This window comes from Enterococcus viikkiensis, from assembly GCF_005405345.1.
In the GTDB taxonomy this organism is placed as follows: domain Bacteria; phylum Bacillota; class Bacilli; order Lactobacillales; family Enterococcaceae; genus Enterococcus_A; species Enterococcus_A viikkiensis.
In genome coordinates, this window is record NZ_BJDW01000003.1 from 1 (window position 1) to 19,982 (window position 19,982).

Sequence of the window (19,982 nt, forward strand, 5' to 3'; positions counted from 1 at the left end):
TAATTCTTTGGTCAGAACTATTTTGAGTGTAGCACAAATGGCTTTTTTAGTTGTCTAGCTTAATTTTACAATCGGCGATATCATAAAATAACCTTTTAAAAACGGTGGAATCTTGATATTCATCTAATCTAAATTCGTAAATAACAAATTCAAATAATAATTTTGTTATTTGTATTTTCGATGATTCATCTATCCTTTATCTAGACAAATCTTCAAAAAGATATCTTTTTGAAGATAGCGAAAAAGAGCAATTAATTATTTTGGTTGTTCGTGCATGCCTGCTCTTAACAATTGTCCCAAAACGTTTCTTCTCTATTTCCGGCGCTTAGCAAAATGAGCTAGAAGAACAGTTCGTTAAAAATGATGGCATAGATAGGCTTACCACCAGTCCCTGTAACTCTTCTCATCCCAACTGCTTAAATTAAATTGCACCAAGATCACTACTAGTACGTGTAAAATCGGTAGACACGTTCTTATTTTACCTACGAAAGATGGGAAAGACTACGACGATCGAATCGTCTTCATCGCTGTTCAAAAAATAAAAATCTTCCAATAAAAAGTGCATTCGGAAAACACGGAAGAAACTTCATCAAAAGTAAACAAAACAGCTCCAAAAGAGACCTTACATAATAAAGCTTTATATAACAAAACTTTATATAACAAAACCGTCATTCACAAAATCATAACATAGGGACGAGAGCCAAAAGAAACAACTACCCCACCGCAAAAAAAACAGCCGAATCGCCTTTCCTTCCACGGACACCCGCTGCCCTATCAAAATGTGGGACAAAGAAGTCGGCAAGGAAATCTCACTACCGGTAGAGATATTCACTCAAGATCAGCTTACTAAGATCCAATCACCTCTCCTAGTGGCGGTGAACAGCGCCTCACCTTATAAATTTGTCTCAGAGCGCTACTCGTAATCTAATTATCTTAGTCTATTATTTTACAAACTTTTGAACAAAAAAATATGCCATGGACCTCTCACCTTAACCACTAAAAGGCAAAACATTCATAGCATACATGCATCCCGATTGATCTTATGTAAAATTCGGAGTAACTGCTGACATTGTGTCAATCCCAACGCTGATCCGTAGTGCTCTATCGACTTCCGCCATTGAGCAATGATCCAAATGGCAGACTTTTTCCTTCAATCTTGATTTATCAATCGTTCGTATTTGTTCCAATAAAATCACTGAATCCCGTTCAATTCCAGTGCCATTCGATTTGATTCCAATATGTGTAGGTAATTTAGGCTTCGCCATTTTGGCTGTGATCGCCGCTATAATAATCGTTGGACTGAAATGATTGCCTAAATTATTTTGGATCACAAGCACCGGGCGAATCCCTCCTTGTTCAGAACCAATAACTGGCGATAAATCTGCAAAATAGATATCACCACGTTTAACCATATTTTACCTCCCAAAACCTAAAATAATTGCTTTTATTCTAATCTTGATAAATCCTTGGTACCCGTTCTGACAGCGTACAGCAAACTTCATAGTGAATGGTTCCTAAATGATCCGCTACTGCTTGCATCGGAATCTCTTGTCCGTGATTCTTACCGATCAAGGTCACCTTTGTCCCAACTGTATACGCTCGCGGCAAACGAATCATCAGCTGATCCATACAAACACGACCAACGATCTCACAAAATTCACCTTCAACTAACAATGAAAAACCTTGCATTTTTCGCAACCAGCCGTCCGCATACCCGATAGGAACAGTACCGATCCATTCAGCTTCAGGAGTGTCATAGGTTTTGCCATAGCCAACCCCTTCACCGGCAGTTAATTGTTTGACTTGGATCAGTTCTGAAACGAGTTCCATCGCAGGATTCAAAACGTAAGGTTCTACCAATTCATGCCCGGATGGATTCAAGCCATACATCGCAACCCCATAACGAATCATATTACCAGGCATCTCGTGATCATGCCATAAAGCCGTTGCACTATTACTTGAGTGGACATAACGAGGTAAATGATCCAATGCGTCCGTAACAGCTTTAAATCGTGTCACCTGTTTATGCCAGTAGCTTTCATCCTTTTCATCTGCCGTAGCGAAATGTGTAAAGAGCCCTTCCCAAATCATATTGGGTGAAGCTTCGATAAAAGCCGCAGCTGTTTTAACTTCCTGTGGTGACAGAAAACCCAACCGGCCCATACCAGTATCCGCTTTGATATGAATTTTGATTGGTGCAGTGGTTTCTGATAAATCATTCAATACTTCTTGCGCTTCTTCCAACCATTCCTGTGTCGCTACGGTAATAGACAAATCATAATCAGCGACCAACGATAAATAACTTGGAAAAACCACACTTAACACTAAAATTGGCTCTGTAATCCCCACTTCACGCAGCTCGATTGCTTCGTCCAGTGTGGCGACACAAAAACCCGTTGCTCCGGCAGCCAAGGCGGTTTGTGCCGTAGCAATCGCCCCATGGCCGTAACCATCCGCTTTAACAACGGCAAAAAGTTCATTCCCTTTTGGCAGGCGCGCAATCTCATGCTCTATATTTTCTCTCATTGCACTTCTATGTATAATAGCTCTAGTAGGCCGATGATACGTTACAACCATAAACTGAATTTCCCTCTTTCTATTCTTCTAGCAATACTTGGGCGATCGCTAGTTCCTCAGTGTGGGTCAAGCTAACAAACACTTTCCCTTGGTGAGGTGATTTTGTAAAGGCGGGTGCACCGTTATCATCTCGTAAAATCTCTAACTCTTGAAAACTTACTTTTCCAATCCCAGTTCCCCAAGCCTTGGAAAAAGCTTCCTTGCATGCATACCGTCCTGCTAAAAATTCTACCTGACGATGCGAAGAATGACTAGCAAAAAGGGCCAGTTCAGCAGGCGTTAAGATCCGTTCCACAAAATGTGGCCGCCGCTCTATGATTTTTGCCACTCGATCTAACTCTGTCGCATCAATCCCGATTCCTTTGATCATACTCTCAACCCTCTCGCGTAACATCTTTATTTTACCAAAGACTGTTTTAAATGCTATGTTTTTTTCAAAGAATCTCTATAAAAACTTTGATAACGAATAAAAAAACCATCAATCAAAAAGATTGATGGTTTGATTATTAATCGTTCGAACTCGTCCGAATCACAAAGCCGCGTTTTTTGTCGTTGCTGCGGTTCGTGTTTTTGTTGTTACTATTGCTACGTGATTTGTTGCCGCCGTAGTTTTTATTTTTTTGGCTAGAGCTGTTACGGTCGCGATCTTTACGGTAGTTGTCTTTACCACGTCCGCCGCCACGGTTATTATTATTGCGTTTACCGCCACCGCCACGATTGAAGCCACCTTTTTTATTTGAAGGCAATGGGCGTTCTGGTGTGATTTTTACAGGAACCGCATCTGAAGGATCTTTGGCGATCGTCTTCAATAATAATGCTGCTAGTTCTTCTGGAGAATAAGCGGCTAATAATTCTTGAGCGGATTCATTGTATTTTTCCAACGTATCAGAATTTTCGCCGATTTGACGTTGGATTTCTTCCATCGCCGCACCAAGTTGACCTTTGAAGGCTTCTTTTTCGGTTGGCGGACGCATTGGGTTCATGCGTTTTTTCGTTAAGTTTTCAATGACATGCAAGTAACCCATTTCGTTTGGTGTCACGAAAGTTACGGACATACCACCTTTACCAGCACGACCAGTCCGGCCGATACGGTGAACATAGCTTTCTGGATCTTGTGGAATATCGTAGTTGTAAACGTGTGTGACACCTGAGATATCTAGTCCACGTGCAGCCACGTCGGTCGCTACTAAAATATCAAGATCGCCTTTTTTGAATGAACGTAACACGCTCATCCGTTTTTGTTGTGAAAGATCCCCATGGATTCCTTCAGCTTTGTAGCCGCGCGCTTCTAAACCACGAGCTAATTCATCAACACGGCGTTTTGTACGGCCGAAAACGATCGCCAAGTCTGGTGTTTGAACATCAAACAAGCGCGTCATTACGTCGAATTTTTCGTAATCTTTTGCCCGAACATAATATTGATCGATCAAATCAGCTGTCATTTCTTTCGCTTTGATTTTCACGTGTTCAGGTTCTTTCATGAATTTCACGCCGATTTTCTTAATTGCGTCAGGCATTGTTGCTGAGAACAATAATGTTTGACGTTCAGCAGGGACTTTGCTGATGATTTTTTCGATATCTTCTAAGAAGCCCATGTTCAACATTTCGTCTGCTTCATCCAAGACTAATGTTTCAACGGTTTCTAATTTCAAGGTGTGGCGGTTGATATGATCCAACATCCGTCCTGGTGTACCAACAACGATATGTGGACGATCTTTCAATCCGCGAATTTGACGGCCGATATCTGCGCCACCATAAACGGCTTGGACACGAATTTTTTTGTCGCGGCCTAAACGGAACAATTCTTCTTGCGTTTGGATAGCAAGTTCACGAGTTGGTGAGATGACAAGACCTTGTAAAACATTTTTAGTTGTGTCGATCTTATCTAACATCGGCAAACCAAAAGCGGCTGTTTTCCCTGTTCCCGTTTGTGCTTGTCCAATCACGTCTTTTCCGGCTAATGCTAAAGGAATAGTTTGCTCTTGGATCGGTGTCGCTTCTTCAAAACCTGAGCGTTCGATCGCTACTAATAGTTCTGGTGCTAATTTTAGTTCTTTGAATTTCAAATGATATCCTCCTAATGTCTGTTGACCTTATCATTTAGAGCGTATGTTTTGGTATCCATTCGCAGTCTGCAGCTGTAAATACAAGCTGATGTTCCTGGCGATACTACCGAAAAACCGCTCCGCGAAGTCACGCGGAAGGATCACCTCTCACAAAAAGTGGCTGAAACATCCTTCATCTGAAAAATGCTCCAACCCTTCTCAAAATAACTGGTAAGCCAGTTTTACCTGCTACTGGCGAATCTTTAATTTATTGGATGACTCATTCAATCATTACTTCATTTCTCGGCAATGGCTCATTCTAACATATCCTTACGTTTTCTGCAAGTTTTCACTATTTTTGTAAAGCTTCCACAACTTCAATCAAGCCCATTCCATTACTGCCCTTCAGAACAATGCTATCCTCTGCTTGTAAACTCGCTTTGATAGTCGCAATCAGTAGCTGTTTTGCTTCTTGATTGAAGTGGTGAACCGCTAACGTTGGGTAACGATCAGCTAAAGCGACCTTCAAGCCTTTGATCTCTTCACCGTATAAATAGATTTCTTGAAAGTCTTGGTCGTTGATATGTTCCACCATACTCGCGTGGAGTGCATACGACTCTTCGCCTAATTCAAGCATATCCGCTAAAACAGCCAAGCGGCGGCCTTCCGTCGGTAATTTTGCAAAGGTATCTAATACGAGACCCATCGCTGTAGGATTCGCGTTATACACATCGCTTAAAATATCTGCGCCGTTTCTAGCTTTCAACCATTGCGTCCGATTTTGTGTCACTTGGACATACGCCAGTCCTTGGAAAATTTCATCCGTTCCTAGTCCAAACCAACGTCCGATCGCCATCGCAATCAAGGCGTTTTGCACGTTGTAGCTGCCGGGCAGCGGAATTTGATAGCCGTTGTCATCGACAGAAAAGACAGTCGCACCTTTAGCCTCGTTTAAAATCGACGCTGATAATTCACCGGTTTGAATGCCAAATGTTTCAATTGTTTGCGAAAGAGACTGTGCGCGTTCCATCAGCAACGGTTCATCCGCTGGAATAATCAACAGTCCATCCGAAGCTAAGCCGGTGGTGATTTCCATTTTCGCATCCGCAATTTTTTCTCTTGAACCTAGATTTTCAATGTGGGCTTCCCCAATAATCGTGATTGCCGCTACATCTGGTTCTGCCAACTCAGATAAAACACTGATTTCACCTGCGTGATCCATGCCCATCTCAAGGATCAGTTTTTCTGTTCCTTCTGGCATATGTAAAATAGTATAAGGCAAGCCAATATCGTTATTATAGTTCCCTTGCGTTTTATACGTCCGAAACTTTTGGCTAAGAACGGATTCGGTCATGTCTTTGGTAGTGGTTTTTCCGTTTGAACCGGTGATAGCAATCACATCTGGATTTTCTTCCAGTAAATAATAACTAGCTAAAGCTTGGAATGCCTGTAGCGTGTCTTTCACTAAAATCACTGCGATTCCTTCCGGTGCTGTCGCTGGATCATTGCTCCATAAAGTAGCAGTTGCGCCATTTTCAATCGCTTTTGACACAAACTCGTGACCATCATTTGTCCCTTTCAACGGAACAAATAAATCGCCAGCAGAAATTTTTCGTGAATCAAATTCGACACCAGTAACGGTCACCTCATTTTCCGTCAATGTTTCACCTTGAACGGCCTTCTTGATGATTGTCGTTGTAAAATTCATGGTGTTCCTCCCAAATTTTTGTTTCAGACTATTAAGAAAGACTTTGCCAACCTGCTTTATTTTGCAATTATTTTTGCTGATTCTCAAAAAGCTCTATTGTGTTGGAAAGCCGGACATGGTTAAAAGGAACTTGAGACTAATTCCTAGAGAATCAGGTCTCAAGTTCTGATTTAACATCATTGGTGCTTAATTATTTGTGTATTATTCAAAAGCAGCTTGCTGTTCATAGCGCTTCATCCCTAATTGAATCAACTCTTCAATCAAGTCGCCGTATTTCAAGCCCATATTTTCCCATAATAAAGGATACATACTAAATTCAGTAAAGCCTGGCATCGTGTTTAATTCATTCAAGAACAATTCATTCTTGTTGGTCAAGAAGAAATCACAACGGCTAAGGCCAGTGCCACCTAACATCGTATAGGCTAATTTAGCATACTCCCGAGCTTTTTGCATCACGTCTTCTGGGACATCAGCGGGAATGGCCATTTGAATCGTATTATCGATATATTTCGCATTGTAATCATAAAAGGCGACTTCTTTCACGACTTCACCTGGCAAGGTCGTCCGCACGTCGTCATTTCCTAGTACAGCAACCTCAATCTCACGGGCGTCGATACCCTGCTCAACTAAGGCACGAGAGTCATACCGATAGGCTTCTTGTAAGGCATTTTGTAATTCTTCACGGTTTTCAGCGCGCGTAATGCCGACACTTGATCCCATGTTTGCTGGTTTGATAAACATTGGATACAACAACGTGCCTTCACATTTATCAAAAATTTGTTTTGGATTTTCTTTCCATTGGTTTTTCAAGACCGGCACAAAAGGAACTTGCGGGATACCGGCAGCTTGCAAGATATATTTCGTCATAATCTTGTCCATCGCGCAAGCACTCGTCATTACACCAGCCCCGATATAAGGCATGTCTAACGTTTCTAAAAAGCCCTGAATCGTTCCATCTTCACCATTAGGGCCATGTAAAACCGGAAAAACGATCGCATTATCTTCTTTAATATCTCCTGCAGCAATAACTTTGCCGCTAAATCCTTCAACAACATTTCCAGTTGTATCCCAAGTCAGGCGCAACACTTCATCTGTTTCTGGTGCTTCCGTTAACAAAGGGCCTTTGACCCATTGACCGGTTTTATCAATATAAACAAGTTGCACTTGATAATAATCAAAATAAACCGCAGAAATAACTGAAAAAGCCGATAAAATCGCTACATCGTGTTCTGGACTTTTCCCACCATAAAGTAAAATAATTTTCAACTGAGTATCCTCCATTACTTTCTGATCCCTCATATTTTAGCACAAAAATCATAATCCCCAAAAAGAAATTTTACAAGTATTACGAAGCTTATCATTTTGATGACAGTTGTGACTGCTGGATCAAGCCTTCCAGCGTGGTGATAAAATGCTGTCGATCCTCATTCGTATAGGGTTTTGGCCCTTTCGTTCGCTGCTTTGCTTGTCGCATTTTACTCCCGATAAATCGTTGAGTCAGCAAGCTGTCGATATTCATCTGCGTATATTCCATCCCCGTTTGATGCAGCACATGCTCCGCTTTTGGTAAAACTAATGAAGCCAAGCCATAATCCTGCGTAATCAAAAAATCCTGTGGCTGGATCAATGAAACAATTTTAAAATCGGCGGAATCAGCGCCGCGATCGACATACACAAATTCGACAAACGCCGGATATTCTTTTTTTGAGTAGTGATCGATACTGGTCACAATCACTACTGGTAAGGAATATTTCTGCGCGATCTCGATCGTCGTATCTTTCACTGGCGAACCATCGCCATCAATCACCAAACGCATTTTTCCCCATCCTTCCCACCACTAACAGTCCCAGCAACAATAGGACTATCGAGGTGAATTTCACTTCATTCATCATAGCAAAAACGGCGGAATTATGTAATGTATTCAGCAATAATACATCCTTTGCAGGCATTCCCCGCCACTGTAAGGCGATTAGCATAAAAATCATTAATAAAAATTGATGGGTAATACTACCCTTATTTGACATCGAAAACTTTGCGGTAATTCGTTGCTTTTTCTCGATCCCTGCCGTTTGATAATACATGCGGCTTAACCAGCTACTAGTCCCATTTTGGAAAAAAGTCAAAACAAAAATCGCAATGGGGAATAGCTGCGGCAAACTTAATAGCACGAGCCCAGCTGCCAAGCCAACTAATTGAACAATGAAAGGATTGCTAAATTTTTTTCGTAGCTTATTCGCAAATAAAAGCGAGGCAATGACCCCCAACAAATAGGGTAAAAATAATAAAGTCGCTTGAGCGGGAATCCCTTTAAAGACAGTCACATAAAAAGTACCAAATAAAAAAATAAAATTGCCAAACATACCGTTTAAAAAAGTCAGTGCATTTTGCCACAGCGGTACCTTCAAACGATCCTTCTGGCGATGGATCACTAGCAATGCCAAAATAAAAATCCCGACGAACAAGAAAATTCCCGTACCTAGTAATGTTTCATCCACGAATGCACGGCTGCTGCGCAATAAAAAGAGCGCCACAAAATATAATAGAAACCACATCAGCTCTGGTACTGAAAAAACATTTTTCGTCAGTTCTTTAAAATCTAGTTCATAGTGAGGGTAATGCTTGACCGTGTGATACGCACAAATATAATAAAAGCCTAAAATGATCGGTACAAGAATCGTTTGCACGGGTAATGCTAAGGTCAATGCTAAAAAGAGCGGCAATAAAACAATTAGCGCGACCAAATACAACGATATCGTCATCGTTTGATAGCCTTTTTCTCTTTCCAAATAGGTGACACTCGTATTGGCTGGTGCCAGCCAAGAGGCACTGAGCCCTAAAAAAGAACTGCCTAACAAATAGAAATTGGCGTGGAATGCCCCAGCTAAAGTTAAAAAAGAACCCACTCCACCGAGCAATAGTGCCACCATCAACAGCGTGTATTGATCAATCGCACGATGAAGTCCGCGAATCAAAAAAATTCCGGTCATCCGAAAAGTATAAAATAAAACAAAGGGCAGGGCTGAGATACTGCTACTAAAATCCAGTAAATGGATAAATAATAAATAAGGCACCACAATCATAATGTTGGCTAACACAAACGGCGTAGTGCGGGTAAATTGACGAAAAAACTGCTTAATTGCTTCCATAAAAATCCCTTCCACTAATAAGGAATCAACGTGATAGCTTGTTGAAATTCCTCTATTAAATGTTCTTCTTTATATTGTGCGAATTCCGCTTGGTGTTTATTTAATAAACTGCGCATCTTCATGGGAATAAAAGCGTCAGCCAAATGATTATCCAATACAAAATCCCTAGTGATCTGCCATTCATAATAATACCCCAGTGGTCGGCAACTATACCGCGTCCCATTGATTTCTAGATCATCAAAGCGGCGATGGGTATGACCAAAAACGACCTGTTTAACATTGCTGTATTGATCCAATAATTCGCCTAATGCCTGTGAACCGAGAAAAGCATTTAACTTATTCCATATTTGATATTTTCCACTTAGCTGGACGATAAATTCAGCTTTAGGAACAAAATGGGTCACTAAGATGACTTGATATTGTTTCTGTGCTAAGTCGTCTAGAATCATTTTTAATTCTCCCAGCACAAATTGATCCACCGTTTGATCATCGGCAAATCGTTCAATGATCCGATCAAACCAATAGATATTTTTCATGGAACGAATCTTTTGTGGGTCCTTTAATTCAGAAAACCCATAATCATACCAGCCGTTAAAGCCTAACAAAACGGTCTGCTCGTTTAAAGGCAGATAGCGGAGATTCAAAAAATGGCTATCTGGAAAATGCTCGATCATCGCTTCCCCTTTGATATTCCCCATTTCATGATTGCCAAGATTAAAGGTGGTCGGCAGACCTTGATCCCTAAAATAGTGGTTAACTGCTAACGTCTGCTGAATTTTATTGGCGCTGTCTCCTGCAAAATGCAAACGAGTCACCGCTTGCTCCCGCAATAAGTCGAACAGCTTTGCCAATTCCGCAGCTCCTAAGTGATTAATATCGGCATGTAAATCCGTGATGACTGCTAATTTCCCCATCTGACCGTCTCCTTCTCATCTATTTTACGCAACTCACTGTAATAATGCGAATCAAAAGCTACACGTGATATAATGAAAGAAAAGAAGCGGGAGGTCATGCACATGGTCACTTATCAGAATCTTCAAACCGATTTATTGCAAGCGCTTGATTTACACATTGATGTTTTAAAGGAGGTCGAGGATATCGAAACGGAACAGCTGCCGGCCTTTCTTTTTATGATGCGCAGTTTAGGTTTCATGCTGGATCGAGCACCTTTAGTTTTAGCCAGCAATGATGACGAAGAAATGTATTATATGATGTTCCAATATTATAGTTTATTGACTGAATTGAAATTCAATTTAGCGATGAATTTCCCTTACGCCCGCTGGCAAGGCGAACCGCTTTTAGAAAAAGTAAATGCCTTCCCAGAAACGTACGAAGCAGAAATGAAAGTTTGGTGGGAAGACAAAACGGGGCTCGTAGTCGAAGAAACCAAACAGACGATTGAACAAGTGAGAGATTTTTAACCTGCGGCTTCATACGAATAAACGAATCAGGAGGCAAGCCTATGCGAATCGCGGTTTATTGCGGTGCACACTTAGGAATCGATCCCGCCTATGAAGAAGCTGCCGAGAAACTTGGACGATGGATCGTTGAGCAAGATCATGACTTAATTTATGGCGGCGGAAAACTGGGATTGATGGGTGTCGTGGCAAACCGAGTGTTAGCCTCCGGCGGGTCAGTTACGGGTGTCATGCCAGAATTTTTGGCCCAGCCTGAACGAGTCCACACCGACTTGACCAGACTGATCTCGGTAAAAGATTTGGATGAACGAAAGAAAAGAATCATGGAAAACGCGGATGTTTGTATTGCTTTGCCAGGTGGAATAGGCACATTAGAAGAAATCATTGAAGCTTATTCCTGGGCCCGTGTTGGGCAAAATAATCGGCCGTGTATTTTCTTTGACGCTAACGACTATTATCAACTACTGCGTGCTTTTTTTGATCAGATGGTCACTCAAAAATTTCTTTCTGAAGCCGATCGGCAATTAGTCTTATTCAGCCCTTCCTTAACAGAGATTGAACTATTTATTCAACAGTATTACGCCAAGTGAAGCGGAATAGTGACAAATCATTTTATAAAAAAAGGACCTGTGACGCAATTCGTCACAGGTCCTTTTTCACGCTTAGATGGTCATCTCTGGATATAAAAAGCGCAGTACGTCTAAAGTCAAACGCCGACTCTTTCCGGCATAAGGGTAAATATGCATATGCATCATCGGATTGAAGTTAGCCTCAATAATGCCATAATCTGCTTTCGTTTCATACGGCTTATGGATGTCTGGAATAATCAAATCGATCCCACTGATTGCAGCCCCTAAAGCCGCTACCGCATCAATTGCTAATTGCTTGTAGCTTTCGTGGGTCTCGTCGGTCACATCAATCGAGTCGCCCCCAGTCGATACATTAGAATTTTCCCGTAAGAAAACTTGTTGGCCTTCTTCAGGGACACTATCGACTTGCAAGCCTTGGCCTTTCAGCATCAATTTCTCGATCTCACCTAATTGGATTTTTTCCAATGGCGAGCGATGATTATTTCCTCGCAACGGATCGGCATTTTTTTCAGCAACTAAATCTGCAATCGTTCGTTCTCCATCCCCAATTACATTAGCGGGAATCCGCAGTAACACGGCTTGGACTTTTTGATTGATCACAAAGAAGCGATATTCCGTTCCCGGCATAAATTCTTCAATGATCACTTCGCTGTCCTCGCTAAAAGCCAGTGTCAAGCCCGCATTAAAATCATTGATCGAGGTCGCACCTTTAAAAATCGTGATCCCTAAACCGAAATTAGTTGATTTTGGTTTGATCACGAAAGCCTTCTGCGCAAAACGGGGATAGGCTTTTTTGGCCAGCTCGATTGAACCAAAGGTCTCCCCCTCAGGTACGCGGAAGCCAGCTCGAGCAAGGACCGTCTTTGTAACGGTTTTATTCGCCATTAATAACGGCGCAATGTACGTATCTTTACTGGTCATGTTGCCGTTTTTAACTAATTCTTGGTGGGTACCATGCTGCAACTTGACGAATTGATCTTGACGATCCAACACTTCTGTCTCGATCCCTTTTTGAATCGCATCGAACAATAAGTTTTGAGTCGATAGTTCCATTTCTTGGAAACCCGCCAACTGGTACGGATGCGCGTGGGCTTGATTGTAAAATTTACGACCCAATTTCGTTGCTACCGCTGCTTGGCCCTCTGCTTCATCCAGCGCTAAAATTTTAGCAGCTAACGTTTCTTCCGGATGTTCTAACCAAGTCTGATATGATTTCACTAACTCTTTTCCGGTTAGATCCAGCTCATCGATCATTTCCAGCATCTCAGCAAAAATTGCTTGACCTTCTGCTAGATAAGCAGTCGGTTCTGCTGGATGTTCTAAGGAAACGGCATCGCTGATCCGATTGCCTTCCGCTACCCACTCATCAGCGGATAATTTTTCTTCCGTCCAAAGTAAGTACAACATGAATAGATGAATAAATTCGATCTCTTCGGCATTGATTCCGACACGATCAAAGGGATTCAAGTCAATGTTTCGTAGCTCAACATACCGAATGCCGGTATGAAATAGATCCGCGACTTTTTTCCCGCCACGCATTCGAATCGGCGCGTAAAATTCTTTTTCCTCTGACAAACGTCCTTGGGCGACGTTTTCCGCTAAATCCTCACTGTAGCGGGTCAAGGATTCATAAGAAACCTGCACATCTGGCTTATTGACATAGCCATAGTGACTTGTCCGAATACTACGGACCGGTTCTTTCGGACGATCTTCCTCATCAAAGTAACGCGCTTCACTCAATGGGCTAGCGCCAAATAAATACGTCAGCAGCCAACGGTAACGTAAAAAGTTCCGTGCGATTTTCATATATAAGCGGGTTTTGAAGGTTTCTAACGACGCTTCTTCTGTTTGAGCCAAAAATAATTGATGGACCAAATCCAAGCCGTACTCAAAATTGAAATGAATCCCGCTGACCATTTGCTTCCGCTTGCCGTATTCACGAGCTAAATAACGACGATACAACACATCCGCATGACGTTCGAGCTTAGCAATTTGAATGTCTTCTTCCTTTTCTGGTAAAGCTGGCGGCATCGAGAATGGCCACATCATTTCATTTTCGTTCATACTGCGCTGAGCCACATCATGAACGGCTTCCAAGTAGGCCAACACTTCAGCCACGGATTCCGTCACTGGAGTGATCAATTCTAACTGCGTCTCCGCAAAATCTGTTTGGATATAAGGATGAAAGCTGCGATCCCCAACATTTTGCGGGTGGTCGGTATGTACTAAATCGCCAGCCAAAGTAACTCGCTGACTTTCTTTTTCAATCCCATAACGTGCTTGCAGCAAGAAAGGCTGTACCTTTTCTTGTGCCATCATTTTTTTAATATTCATTTGTCTGAAGCCTCCCACGCTACATTATATAGAAAAAAATACGGAAACAGAACGGAAATGCTTAGAAAAAAAATTCGCTTTATTTATAGAATGAAAATTAATTAAGGGAAACAAAAAGATTCGTTGAATGATCGAGAAAATAGGCATCCCTGATCGCCACACGTCTGTCAGCTGATCTGCCCCTCTCGGCTTCAAAAATAAATAAAAACTGTTGAGCCTTCGTCGCGCCTTTTCCAAAGATTCGAACCTTTGGGGGCGCTAGACTGCTCAACAGTTTTTTTATTCTGCTTTCAGTAAGCCTTTGAATAGCCCTTCTGCGAAATCATTTGGATTAAAGGCTTCCAGATCATTGATTCCTTCGCCTAGACCGACGAGTTTCACTGGCAAGTGCAATTCATTGCGGATCGCTAAGACGATCCCGCCTTTGGCTGTGCCGTCCAACTTAGTCAGCACTAACCCAGTTACGTCTGTCGTTTCTTTAAACTGACGAGCTTGGACCAAAGCGTTTTGACCGGTAGTGGCATCCACTACCAATAAGACTTCATGTGGGGCCGTGGGAAATTCCCGCTGAATGATCCGTTTGATTTTTTCCAACTCGTTCATCAAATTGACTTTGTTTTGCAAACGACCGGCAGTATCAATCAATAAGATATCGTAGTTTTCATTTTTCGCTTTATCCACTGCATCAAACACCACTGCCGCCGGATCACCGCCAGCATTACCACGAACGACTTCCACACCTGAGCGCTGGCCCCAAACGACTAACTGATCGATTGCCCCTGCTCGGAAAGTATCGGCTGCTGCCAATAGGACTTTCTTTCCTTCATTTTTATATTGGTTCGCCAATTTCCCAATACTAGTAGTTTTACCGGTACCATTGACGCCAACAAATAAAATCACACTCAAGCCATCAGATTGGAGATTAATTTGATTGTTTTCATTGATCCCTTCTGCTTCATAAATGCCTACTAATTTTTCAATAATGACATTTTGAATCTGCGCAGGTTTTTTCGCATTCTTCAATTTCACTTCTTGTCGTAGAGAATCCGTCAATTGGATAGCTGTATCAAAACCGACATCGGCACCAATCAAGGTCTCTTCCAACTCTTCAAAAAAATCTTCATCTACTCGACGAAAACGGGCAAACAATTCATTCATTCGCTCGCCAAAAGACTTACGGGTTTTTTCCAAACCTTTGTCATATTTCTCTTGAACTGTTTCTTCTTGAACTGTTTCTTCTTGAACTGGTTCTGCTTGAACTGGTTCTGCTTCAGGCAATTCCGTTTCAATCGTCTCTGCTGCAACTGGCTCTGTTGATTCGGCAGGTTCGACTGTTTCGGTCGGAAGGCTCGTTTCTGCTGGTTCTTCCGCTTTAATCTGTTCTGGTTCTACTCCAGGTATTTCCGTCGGTACTTCGATGCCTTCCTTCGGCGCTTCCTCAGTAACTGGTGATTCCACTGATTCTGATTTCTCTGGTTCCGTTACTTCCGGTGATGGCATTTCTTGTGTCGGCACATCGATCGTTTGGCTGGCTTCTTCCAGCGCTTCCTCGATGGCTTCAGCACTTTTTTCTGAAATTTCCTCTTTGACAGCCGTCTTTTCTTCAGTTGCTTCAACCGAACTAGACTCTGGCACCTCATCAGAAGTAAGGCTGGCTTGATCGTCTAGCTCATCCGTTTTCTTTTCAGGTTCTTCCGTCGTTTCTCCGGTAAAAGCTTTCTTTATACGGTCGAATAATCCCATCTAAAACCCTCCTTCATCAAATACAAATTTTTGGATTGCTTGTGCAACGCCATTTGCTTGGTTCGTGCCAGTCACAAAGTTAGCAGCTGATTTGACACCATCGGTCGCATTTTCCATCGCCACACCAACACCCGCATAGGTGATCATTGAAAGGTCGTTGGCCTCATCCCCTAAGGCCATCATTTCATTGGCCGCAATTCCTAAATGTTCACCTAAAACAGAAAGACCAAATGCTTTCGTCACACCCTTAGGCATAAATTCTAATAAATTAGGGCGCGTTTTAAAGATTTCAAACCGTTCGTATTCCTCTTCCGGTATCAAAGCAATCTGCTGATCTAAATAGTCTAGCTCGGTTGCCGAAACAACTTTATTATATAGGGCATTTTCTTCTAAGATTTCGACTGTTTTTTCAACATAGGTCAGTGCTTTATTCATCGTCGGATAAAGCGAAGGATGCTCCATTGAGGACGCAAGTTGGAAACTAAAGGCATCCGACAACACATCTGTCGGCAAATTCAGTTCCACAAATAATTGATAGATGTGTTTGACATCGGCCAAATCCATCGCGGTCTTGCCTAAAATTTCACCCGTATTGGTTTGAATCAAGCCACCATTGAAAGTGATAGAATAGTCATCCGCATCCAGCAGATTCAATTCCGCTAAGTACTCTTTGATAGCGATCAGCGGACGGCCCGTACAGATCACGATCTTGACCCCTTGTGCCTTTGCTTGAGCCAAGGCAGCTTTATTCGTATCAGAAATTGTTTTTGCATCCGTCAATAGTGTGCCATCTAAATCAATGGCAATTAATTTTATCATGATCGAAGTTCTCCTTCCTTAACTGGAAATTCCCCGTCAGCTTTGACTTCTTCCAGTCGTACCGAAATAATTTTTGAAACGCCCGATTCTTGCATTGTGACCCCATACAATACATCCGCCGCTTCCATCGTTCCTTTTCGATGAGTCACCACAATAAATTGTGTATCCTCTTGAAAGGCACTCAGATAGCGACCAAAGCGGGCCACATTGGCTTCATCCAACGCCGCTTCCACTTCATCCAATACACAAAAAGGAACAGGGCGGACTTGGATGATTGAAAATAGCAATGCGATTGCCGTCAAGGCTCGTTCACCACCAGAAAGTAAGGACAAGCTTTGCAACTTTTTACCCGGTGGTTGGGCTTCAATCTCAATCCCGGTATTTAACAAATCTTCAGGATTCGTCAAAACTAACTCCGCACGGCCGCCGCCAAACATATTCGGAAAGACGACTTTGAATTTCTCGCGAATCGCTTGGAACGTCTCGTAAAAACGACTTTTAACCTCGTCATCCATCTCATCCATCGTTTCAAATAATTGTTCCTTCGCTGACAGCAAATCATCGCGCTGTGTTGTTAAAAAATCGTAGCGTTCTTCAACTTGCGTGTATTGCTCGATGGCATTCAAGTTCACCGGCCCTAATTTTTCGATCGCTTGTTTTAAGCGAGCCACCTCTTGCTGAGCAGCTTGTTGATCAATTTCCTCATCGGCTTGGGCTTGGGCCCCTTCAATGGTCAAGCTGTATTCCTCTTGCAAGTAAGCCAGCGCATTGTCCAGTTTCAACTCATAGCGATTTTTCTGAACATCGGCTTGGGATTGACGGGCCAATAAATTTTTCTGTTCCCGATTGGCTGCAGTCAATGCATTATCGGCTTGGTCCACTTTTTGTTGTAAGATTTGACGCGCTTGCTTCCAGTCAACTAATTCTTCTTGTAATTGTTTGCGCGCCGCGCGTAGTTCAACTAAACGCTGGTTTAAGCTCTCTTCTGTCTCTTCATGATCCGAAGAATCGCTAGATAAGGCCAATAATTGATTCTCCAAACTACGGATCCGACTATCCAGCTCCTGCAACTGACTTTCAAGATTCAAGGTTTGGCGTTCTAAATACATCAAACGTTCTTCTAAGACAGCATAGTCTGCTTGTAAACGACTCAGCTCAAAGGTGATTTTCTGACGTTTTTCTTCCAACTGATCGCTTTCTTGATTCAACTGCTGAATTTCAAGGTTGACGTCTGCCTGCTGCTGTTGCAAGGTCGCTTGCTGTCTTTCTAAGTCCGCTTTTTGTTTTTGATAATCCGTCAAGAAGCTTTCCAGCTCTTTGGCTTCATAAGAAAACAGCGCTTGTTCTTTCTCCAATCGTGCTAGTTCCGAGCCCACTCGTTTTTCACCGCTTTGCGCTTCTTGATATGCTAAGCGGGTCTGTTCACCTTGTGTCCGAATGGTTTCTAGCTCTTCATTTTGTTCAGTCACTTTGGTCTGCAGCTGACGAACAAATTTTTCTTTGGCCTGCAGTGCCTGATCAATCTCCGCGGAGCGCTTAGTCCATTCCGCCAATTCATGACTTTGATTAAATAAATTTCCGCGATTGCCTTGCTTCGTCGCACCACCGGTCATGGAACCACCAGCGTTCATCACATCTCCGTCTAGCGACACGACCCGCACTTGATACCGGACTTGGCGAGCCAATTGGTTGGCGCTATTCAAATCGCGAGCGATCACAATCCCGCCTAGTAAATTCTGCATCACAGGGGCGACACTCTCTGGAAAAGCAACCAGCTCACTAGCTACCCCTAAAAAGCCCTCCGTCTCTTGGATTGCTTGCAAATGATGGGCAGCCAAACTCCGCGGCTTAATGGTGGTTAACGGTAGAAAAGTCCCTCGACCACTGCGTTGCTGCTTTAAGAAGGTAATGCCTTGACGAGCATCCTTTTCAGTTTCGACAATGATATGCTGAGCCGCTGCCCCTAAAGCCGTCTCAATCGCTAAAGTGTATTCCTCGGGTACTTGGATCAATTCAGCAACGGCGCCGACGATTCCACTTAGTTGCTCTTTGTGCTGCAACACGCTGCGGACACCTTGGTAAAAGCCGCTGTAATTTTCTTGGATCTCTTGCAGGCTTTTTTGTCGTGCACGTGCTTGTTGGACTTGACTCATTAAATCGTACATCAGCTGTTGTTCTTTTTGCAGTTGTTGTTGCGTCGCATTTTTTTCTTCGACTAGTTGACGATAGGCCCCTTGCTCTGTTTGTAAGCGGGATTCCAACTCGATCACAGCCTGCTGCGCGTCAGCTTGTTCTGCTGTCAATGTTTGCAACTGTTCCCGCAAGGCTTCAAAGCGAGTAACACTTTGCTGATTCTTAGCTGTTTCTTGATTGTATTGCCGTTCCAAATACTTCAGCTCATTGCTGACATTGGCCGACTCCTGCATCAATTCAACGTAATTTCCCCGCAAATCCTCCAACAATTCTTTCGGCGATTTTTGGTATTTGACACTTTCTTCAGTTAATCGTTGGATTTTTTCATCCAACTCGAGTTTTTCGGCTTGCTTGCTGGCCAACTGCACTTTGACAGCTTGCAGCTCTTGTTCGCAGCTGACCTTTTTTTCTCGCTGCTCCATCAATGTCCCTTGGTACTCGGCGCTGGTTTTTTGGGTATTCTTAGAACGCTCACTAAGTAATTCCTTTTGACCCTCCGCTTGTTTCAACGCTTCTGATAAATGCAGCAACTGCTGTTGACCATTTTCAATTTGTTCATCAAGGGTACTGCGTTTTTCCCGCAGTTCGCCTAGCTGTTCTTCCGTTGCTTGAATAAAATGACCTTTGTCTGTCACAGTCTGCGACAACGATTCATAATCGACTTTAGCTGCTTCCCAAGCTGCCCGAGTTTGTTTGATCTTAGTGACTGTTAAACTGACATCCGTTGTCGTCAATTCTTTTTTTAGCGCCAAAAACTCCTTCGCTGCTTCGCTTTGAGCAGCCAAAGGAGTCAGCTGATCTTCTAATTCGTAAATAATATCTTGGACGCGACTTAGATTGTCCTCCGTCTCAAACAACTTTTGTTCCGCTTTCCGTTTTCGCTGCTTATATTTCAGTACACCAGCCGCTTCTTCAAATATTCCCCGGCGATCTTCCGGCTTACTAGCAAAGATTGCTTCGACCTTTCCTTGGGAAATAATCGAAAACGATTCCTTCCCTAATCCGGAATCCATAAATAAATCCTGGATATCCTTTAATCGGCAAGCCTTTTTATTAATGAAAAAATCGCTCTCGCCCGTTCGGCGATAGCGACGAGTCACACTGACTTCGCTAAATTCCAGCGGTAAATAATGGTCCGCATTGTCTAAGACCACCGTCACCTCCGCGATATTCAGCTGCTTGCGAGATTCTGAACCGGCAAAAATAATATCCGGCATCTTGCCGCCTCGCAAACTTTTGGCAGACTGCTCCCCCAACACCCAGCGGATTGCTTCGGTGATATTACTTTTTCCGCTACCGTTTGGACCGATCACCGCAGTCACACCTTGCTCAAATTCGATCTTCGTACGATCCGCAAAGGATTTGAAGCCCGCAATCTCAATTCGTTTTAAATACAAAATGTTCCTCCT

General features: G+C 42.8%; 15 protein-coding genes. 2 read left to right on the top strand and 13 right to left on the bottom strand.

The features are described 5' to 3' along the window. Nucleotides 1-1,040: 1,040 nt before the first annotated feature. The 9 genes from FFM67_RS02410 to FFM67_RS02450 form a co-directional block, all read right to left on the bottom strand. Nucleotides 1,041-1,412: a type II toxin-antitoxin system PemK/MazF family toxin gene (locus FFM67_RS02410; protein WP_137613071.1), complete on the bottom strand. Its 372-nt coding sequence runs from the start codon at nucleotides 1,410-1,412 to the stop codon at nucleotides 1,041-1,043. 37 nt (nucleotides 1,413-1,449) lie between these two features. Next, on the bottom strand, nucleotides 1,450-2,577 hold the full coding sequence (alr, locus tag FFM67_RS02415) for an alanine racemase (protein ID WP_137613072.1): 1,128 nt from the start codon (nucleotides 2,575-2,577) through the stop codon (nucleotides 1,450-1,452). A 19-nt stretch (nucleotides 2,578-2,596) separates the two neighbouring features. Beyond that, nucleotides 2,597-2,947 (bottom strand): holo-ACP synthase, encoded by a 351-nt coding sequence (gene acpS, locus FFM67_RS02420; RefSeq protein WP_137613073.1) that lies wholly within the window; start codon nucleotides 2,945-2,947, stop codon nucleotides 2,597-2,599. A gap of 136 nt (nucleotides 2,948-3,083) precedes the next feature. Continuing rightward, nucleotides 3,084-4,643 (bottom strand): degradosome RNA helicase CshA, encoded by a 1,560-nt coding sequence (cshA, locus tag FFM67_RS02425; protein ID WP_137613074.1) that lies wholly within the window; start codon nucleotides 4,641-4,643, stop codon nucleotides 3,084-3,086. A gap of 331 nt (nucleotides 4,644-4,974) precedes the next feature. Beyond that, a complete protein-coding gene (locus tag FFM67_RS02430; RefSeq protein WP_137613075.1) occupies nucleotides 4,975-6,330 on the bottom strand; it encodes a UDP-N-acetylmuramoyl-tripeptide--D-alanyl-D-alanine ligase in 1,356 nt (451 codons plus the stop codon). Between the two features lie 201 nt (nucleotides 6,331-6,531). Further along, nucleotides 6,532-7,596, bottom strand: coding sequence for a D-alanine--D-alanine ligase (locus FFM67_RS02435; RefSeq protein WP_137613076.1), 1,065 nt, complete (start codon nucleotides 7,594-7,596; stop codon nucleotides 6,532-6,534). Between the two features lie 91 nt (nucleotides 7,597-7,687). Beyond that, the gene (locus FFM67_RS02440) at nucleotides 7,688-8,146 is read right to left on the bottom strand and encodes a YaiI/YqxD family protein (protein WP_137613077.1); all 459 of its coding nucleotides are present in this window, start codon (nucleotides 8,144-8,146) and stop codon (nucleotides 7,688-7,690) included. Next, the gene (locus tag FFM67_RS02445; RefSeq protein WP_137613078.1) at nucleotides 8,130-9,476 is read right to left on the bottom strand and encodes a hypothetical protein; all 1,347 of its coding nucleotides are present in this window, start codon (nucleotides 9,474-9,476) and stop codon (nucleotides 8,130-8,132) included. The genes FFM67_RS02440 and FFM67_RS02445 overlap by 17 nt, the downstream gene beginning before the upstream one ends. 14 nt (nucleotides 9,477-9,490) lie before the next feature. Then, complete coding sequence (locus tag FFM67_RS02450; protein ID WP_137613079.1) at nucleotides 9,491-10,390, bottom strand: metallophosphoesterase; 900 nt, start codon at nucleotides 10,388-10,390, stop codon at nucleotides 9,491-9,493. A gap of 102 nt (nucleotides 10,391-10,492) precedes the next feature. Here FFM67_RS02450 and FFM67_RS02455 point away from each other — a divergent pair, with 102 nt between their 5' ends. Further along, nucleotides 10,493-10,897, top strand: coding sequence for a hypothetical protein (locus tag FFM67_RS02455; protein ID WP_137613080.1), 405 nt, complete (start codon nucleotides 10,493-10,495; stop codon nucleotides 10,895-10,897). A 41-nt stretch (nucleotides 10,898-10,938) separates the two neighbouring features. Continuing rightward, entirely contained in the window at nucleotides 10,939-11,484 is a 546-nt protein-coding gene (locus FFM67_RS02460) for an LOG family protein (protein ID WP_137613081.1), read from the top strand. Between the two features lie 72 nt (nucleotides 11,485-11,556). Here FFM67_RS02460 and gshAB read toward each other — a convergent pair whose 3' ends face one another. From gshAB to smc, 4 genes are all read right to left on the bottom strand, one after another. Beyond that, nucleotides 11,557-13,818, bottom strand: a complete 2,262-nt coding sequence (gshAB, locus tag FFM67_RS02465; protein ID WP_137613082.1) for a bifunctional glutamate--cysteine ligase GshA/glutathione synthetase GshB — start codon at nucleotides 13,816-13,818, stop codon at nucleotides 11,557-11,559. 279 nt (nucleotides 13,819-14,097) lie between these two features. Continuing rightward, nucleotides 14,098-15,561, bottom strand: a complete 1,464-nt coding sequence (gene ftsY / locus FFM67_RS02470) for a signal recognition particle-docking protein FtsY (RefSeq protein ID WP_137613083.1) — start codon at nucleotides 15,559-15,561, stop codon at nucleotides 14,098-14,100. After that, nucleotides 15,562-16,380, bottom strand: coding sequence for a Cof-type HAD-IIB family hydrolase (locus FFM67_RS02475; protein ID WP_137613084.1), 819 nt, complete (start codon nucleotides 16,378-16,380; stop codon nucleotides 15,562-15,564). Next, nucleotides 16,377-19,970 carry a chromosome segregation protein SMC gene (smc, locus tag FFM67_RS02480; protein ID WP_137613085.1) on the bottom strand — a complete coding sequence of 1,198 codons (3,594 nt, stop codon included), beginning with the start codon at nucleotides 19,968-19,970 and terminating at the stop codon, nucleotides 16,377-16,379. Before smc ends, FFM67_RS02475 begins: the two co-directional genes overlap by 4 nt. Between the last annotated feature and the right edge of the window lie 12 nt (nucleotides 19,971-19,982).

Coding starts and splice junctions, on each gene's coding strand:
- FFM67_RS02410 (WP_137613071.1), bottom strand. CDS start 1,412: ATGGTTAAACGTGGTGATATCTATTTTGCAGATTTATCGCCAGTTATT.
- alr (WP_137613072.1), bottom strand. CDS start 2,577: ATGGTTGTAACGTATCATCGGCCTACTAGAGCTATTATACATAGAAGT.
- acpS (WP_137613073.1), bottom strand. CDS start 2,947: ATGATCAAAGGAATCGGGATTGATGCGACAGAGTTAGATCGAGTGGCA.
- FFM67_RS02430 (WP_137613075.1), bottom strand. CDS start 6,330: ATGAATTTTACAACGACAATCATCAAGAAGGCCGTTCAAGGTGAAACA.
- FFM67_RS02440 (WP_137613077.1), bottom strand. CDS start 8,146: ATGCGTTTGGTGATTGATGGCGATGGTTCGCCAGTGAAAGATACGACG.
- FFM67_RS02445 (WP_137613078.1), bottom strand. CDS start 9,476: ATGGAAGCAATTAAGCAGTTTTTTCGTCAATTTACCCGCACTACGCCG.
- FFM67_RS02450 (WP_137613079.1), bottom strand. CDS start 10,390: ATGGGGAAATTAGCAGTCATCACGGATTTACATGCCGATATTAATCAC.
- FFM67_RS02455 (WP_137613080.1), top strand. CDS start 10,493: ATGGTCACTTATCAGAATCTTCAAACCGATTTATTGCAAGCGCTTGAT.
- FFM67_RS02460 (WP_137613081.1), top strand. CDS start 10,939: ATGCGAATCGCGGTTTATTGCGGTGCACACTTAGGAATCGATCCCGCC.
- gshAB (WP_137613082.1), bottom strand. CDS start 13,818: ATGAATATTAAAAAAATGATGGCACAAGAAAAGGTACAGCCTTTCTTG.
- ftsY (WP_137613083.1), bottom strand. CDS start 15,561: ATGGGATTATTCGACCGTATAAAGAAAGCTTTTACCGGAGAAACGACG.
- FFM67_RS02475 (WP_137613084.1), bottom strand. CDS start 16,380: ATGATAAAATTAATTGCCATTGATTTAGATGGCACACTATTGACGGAT.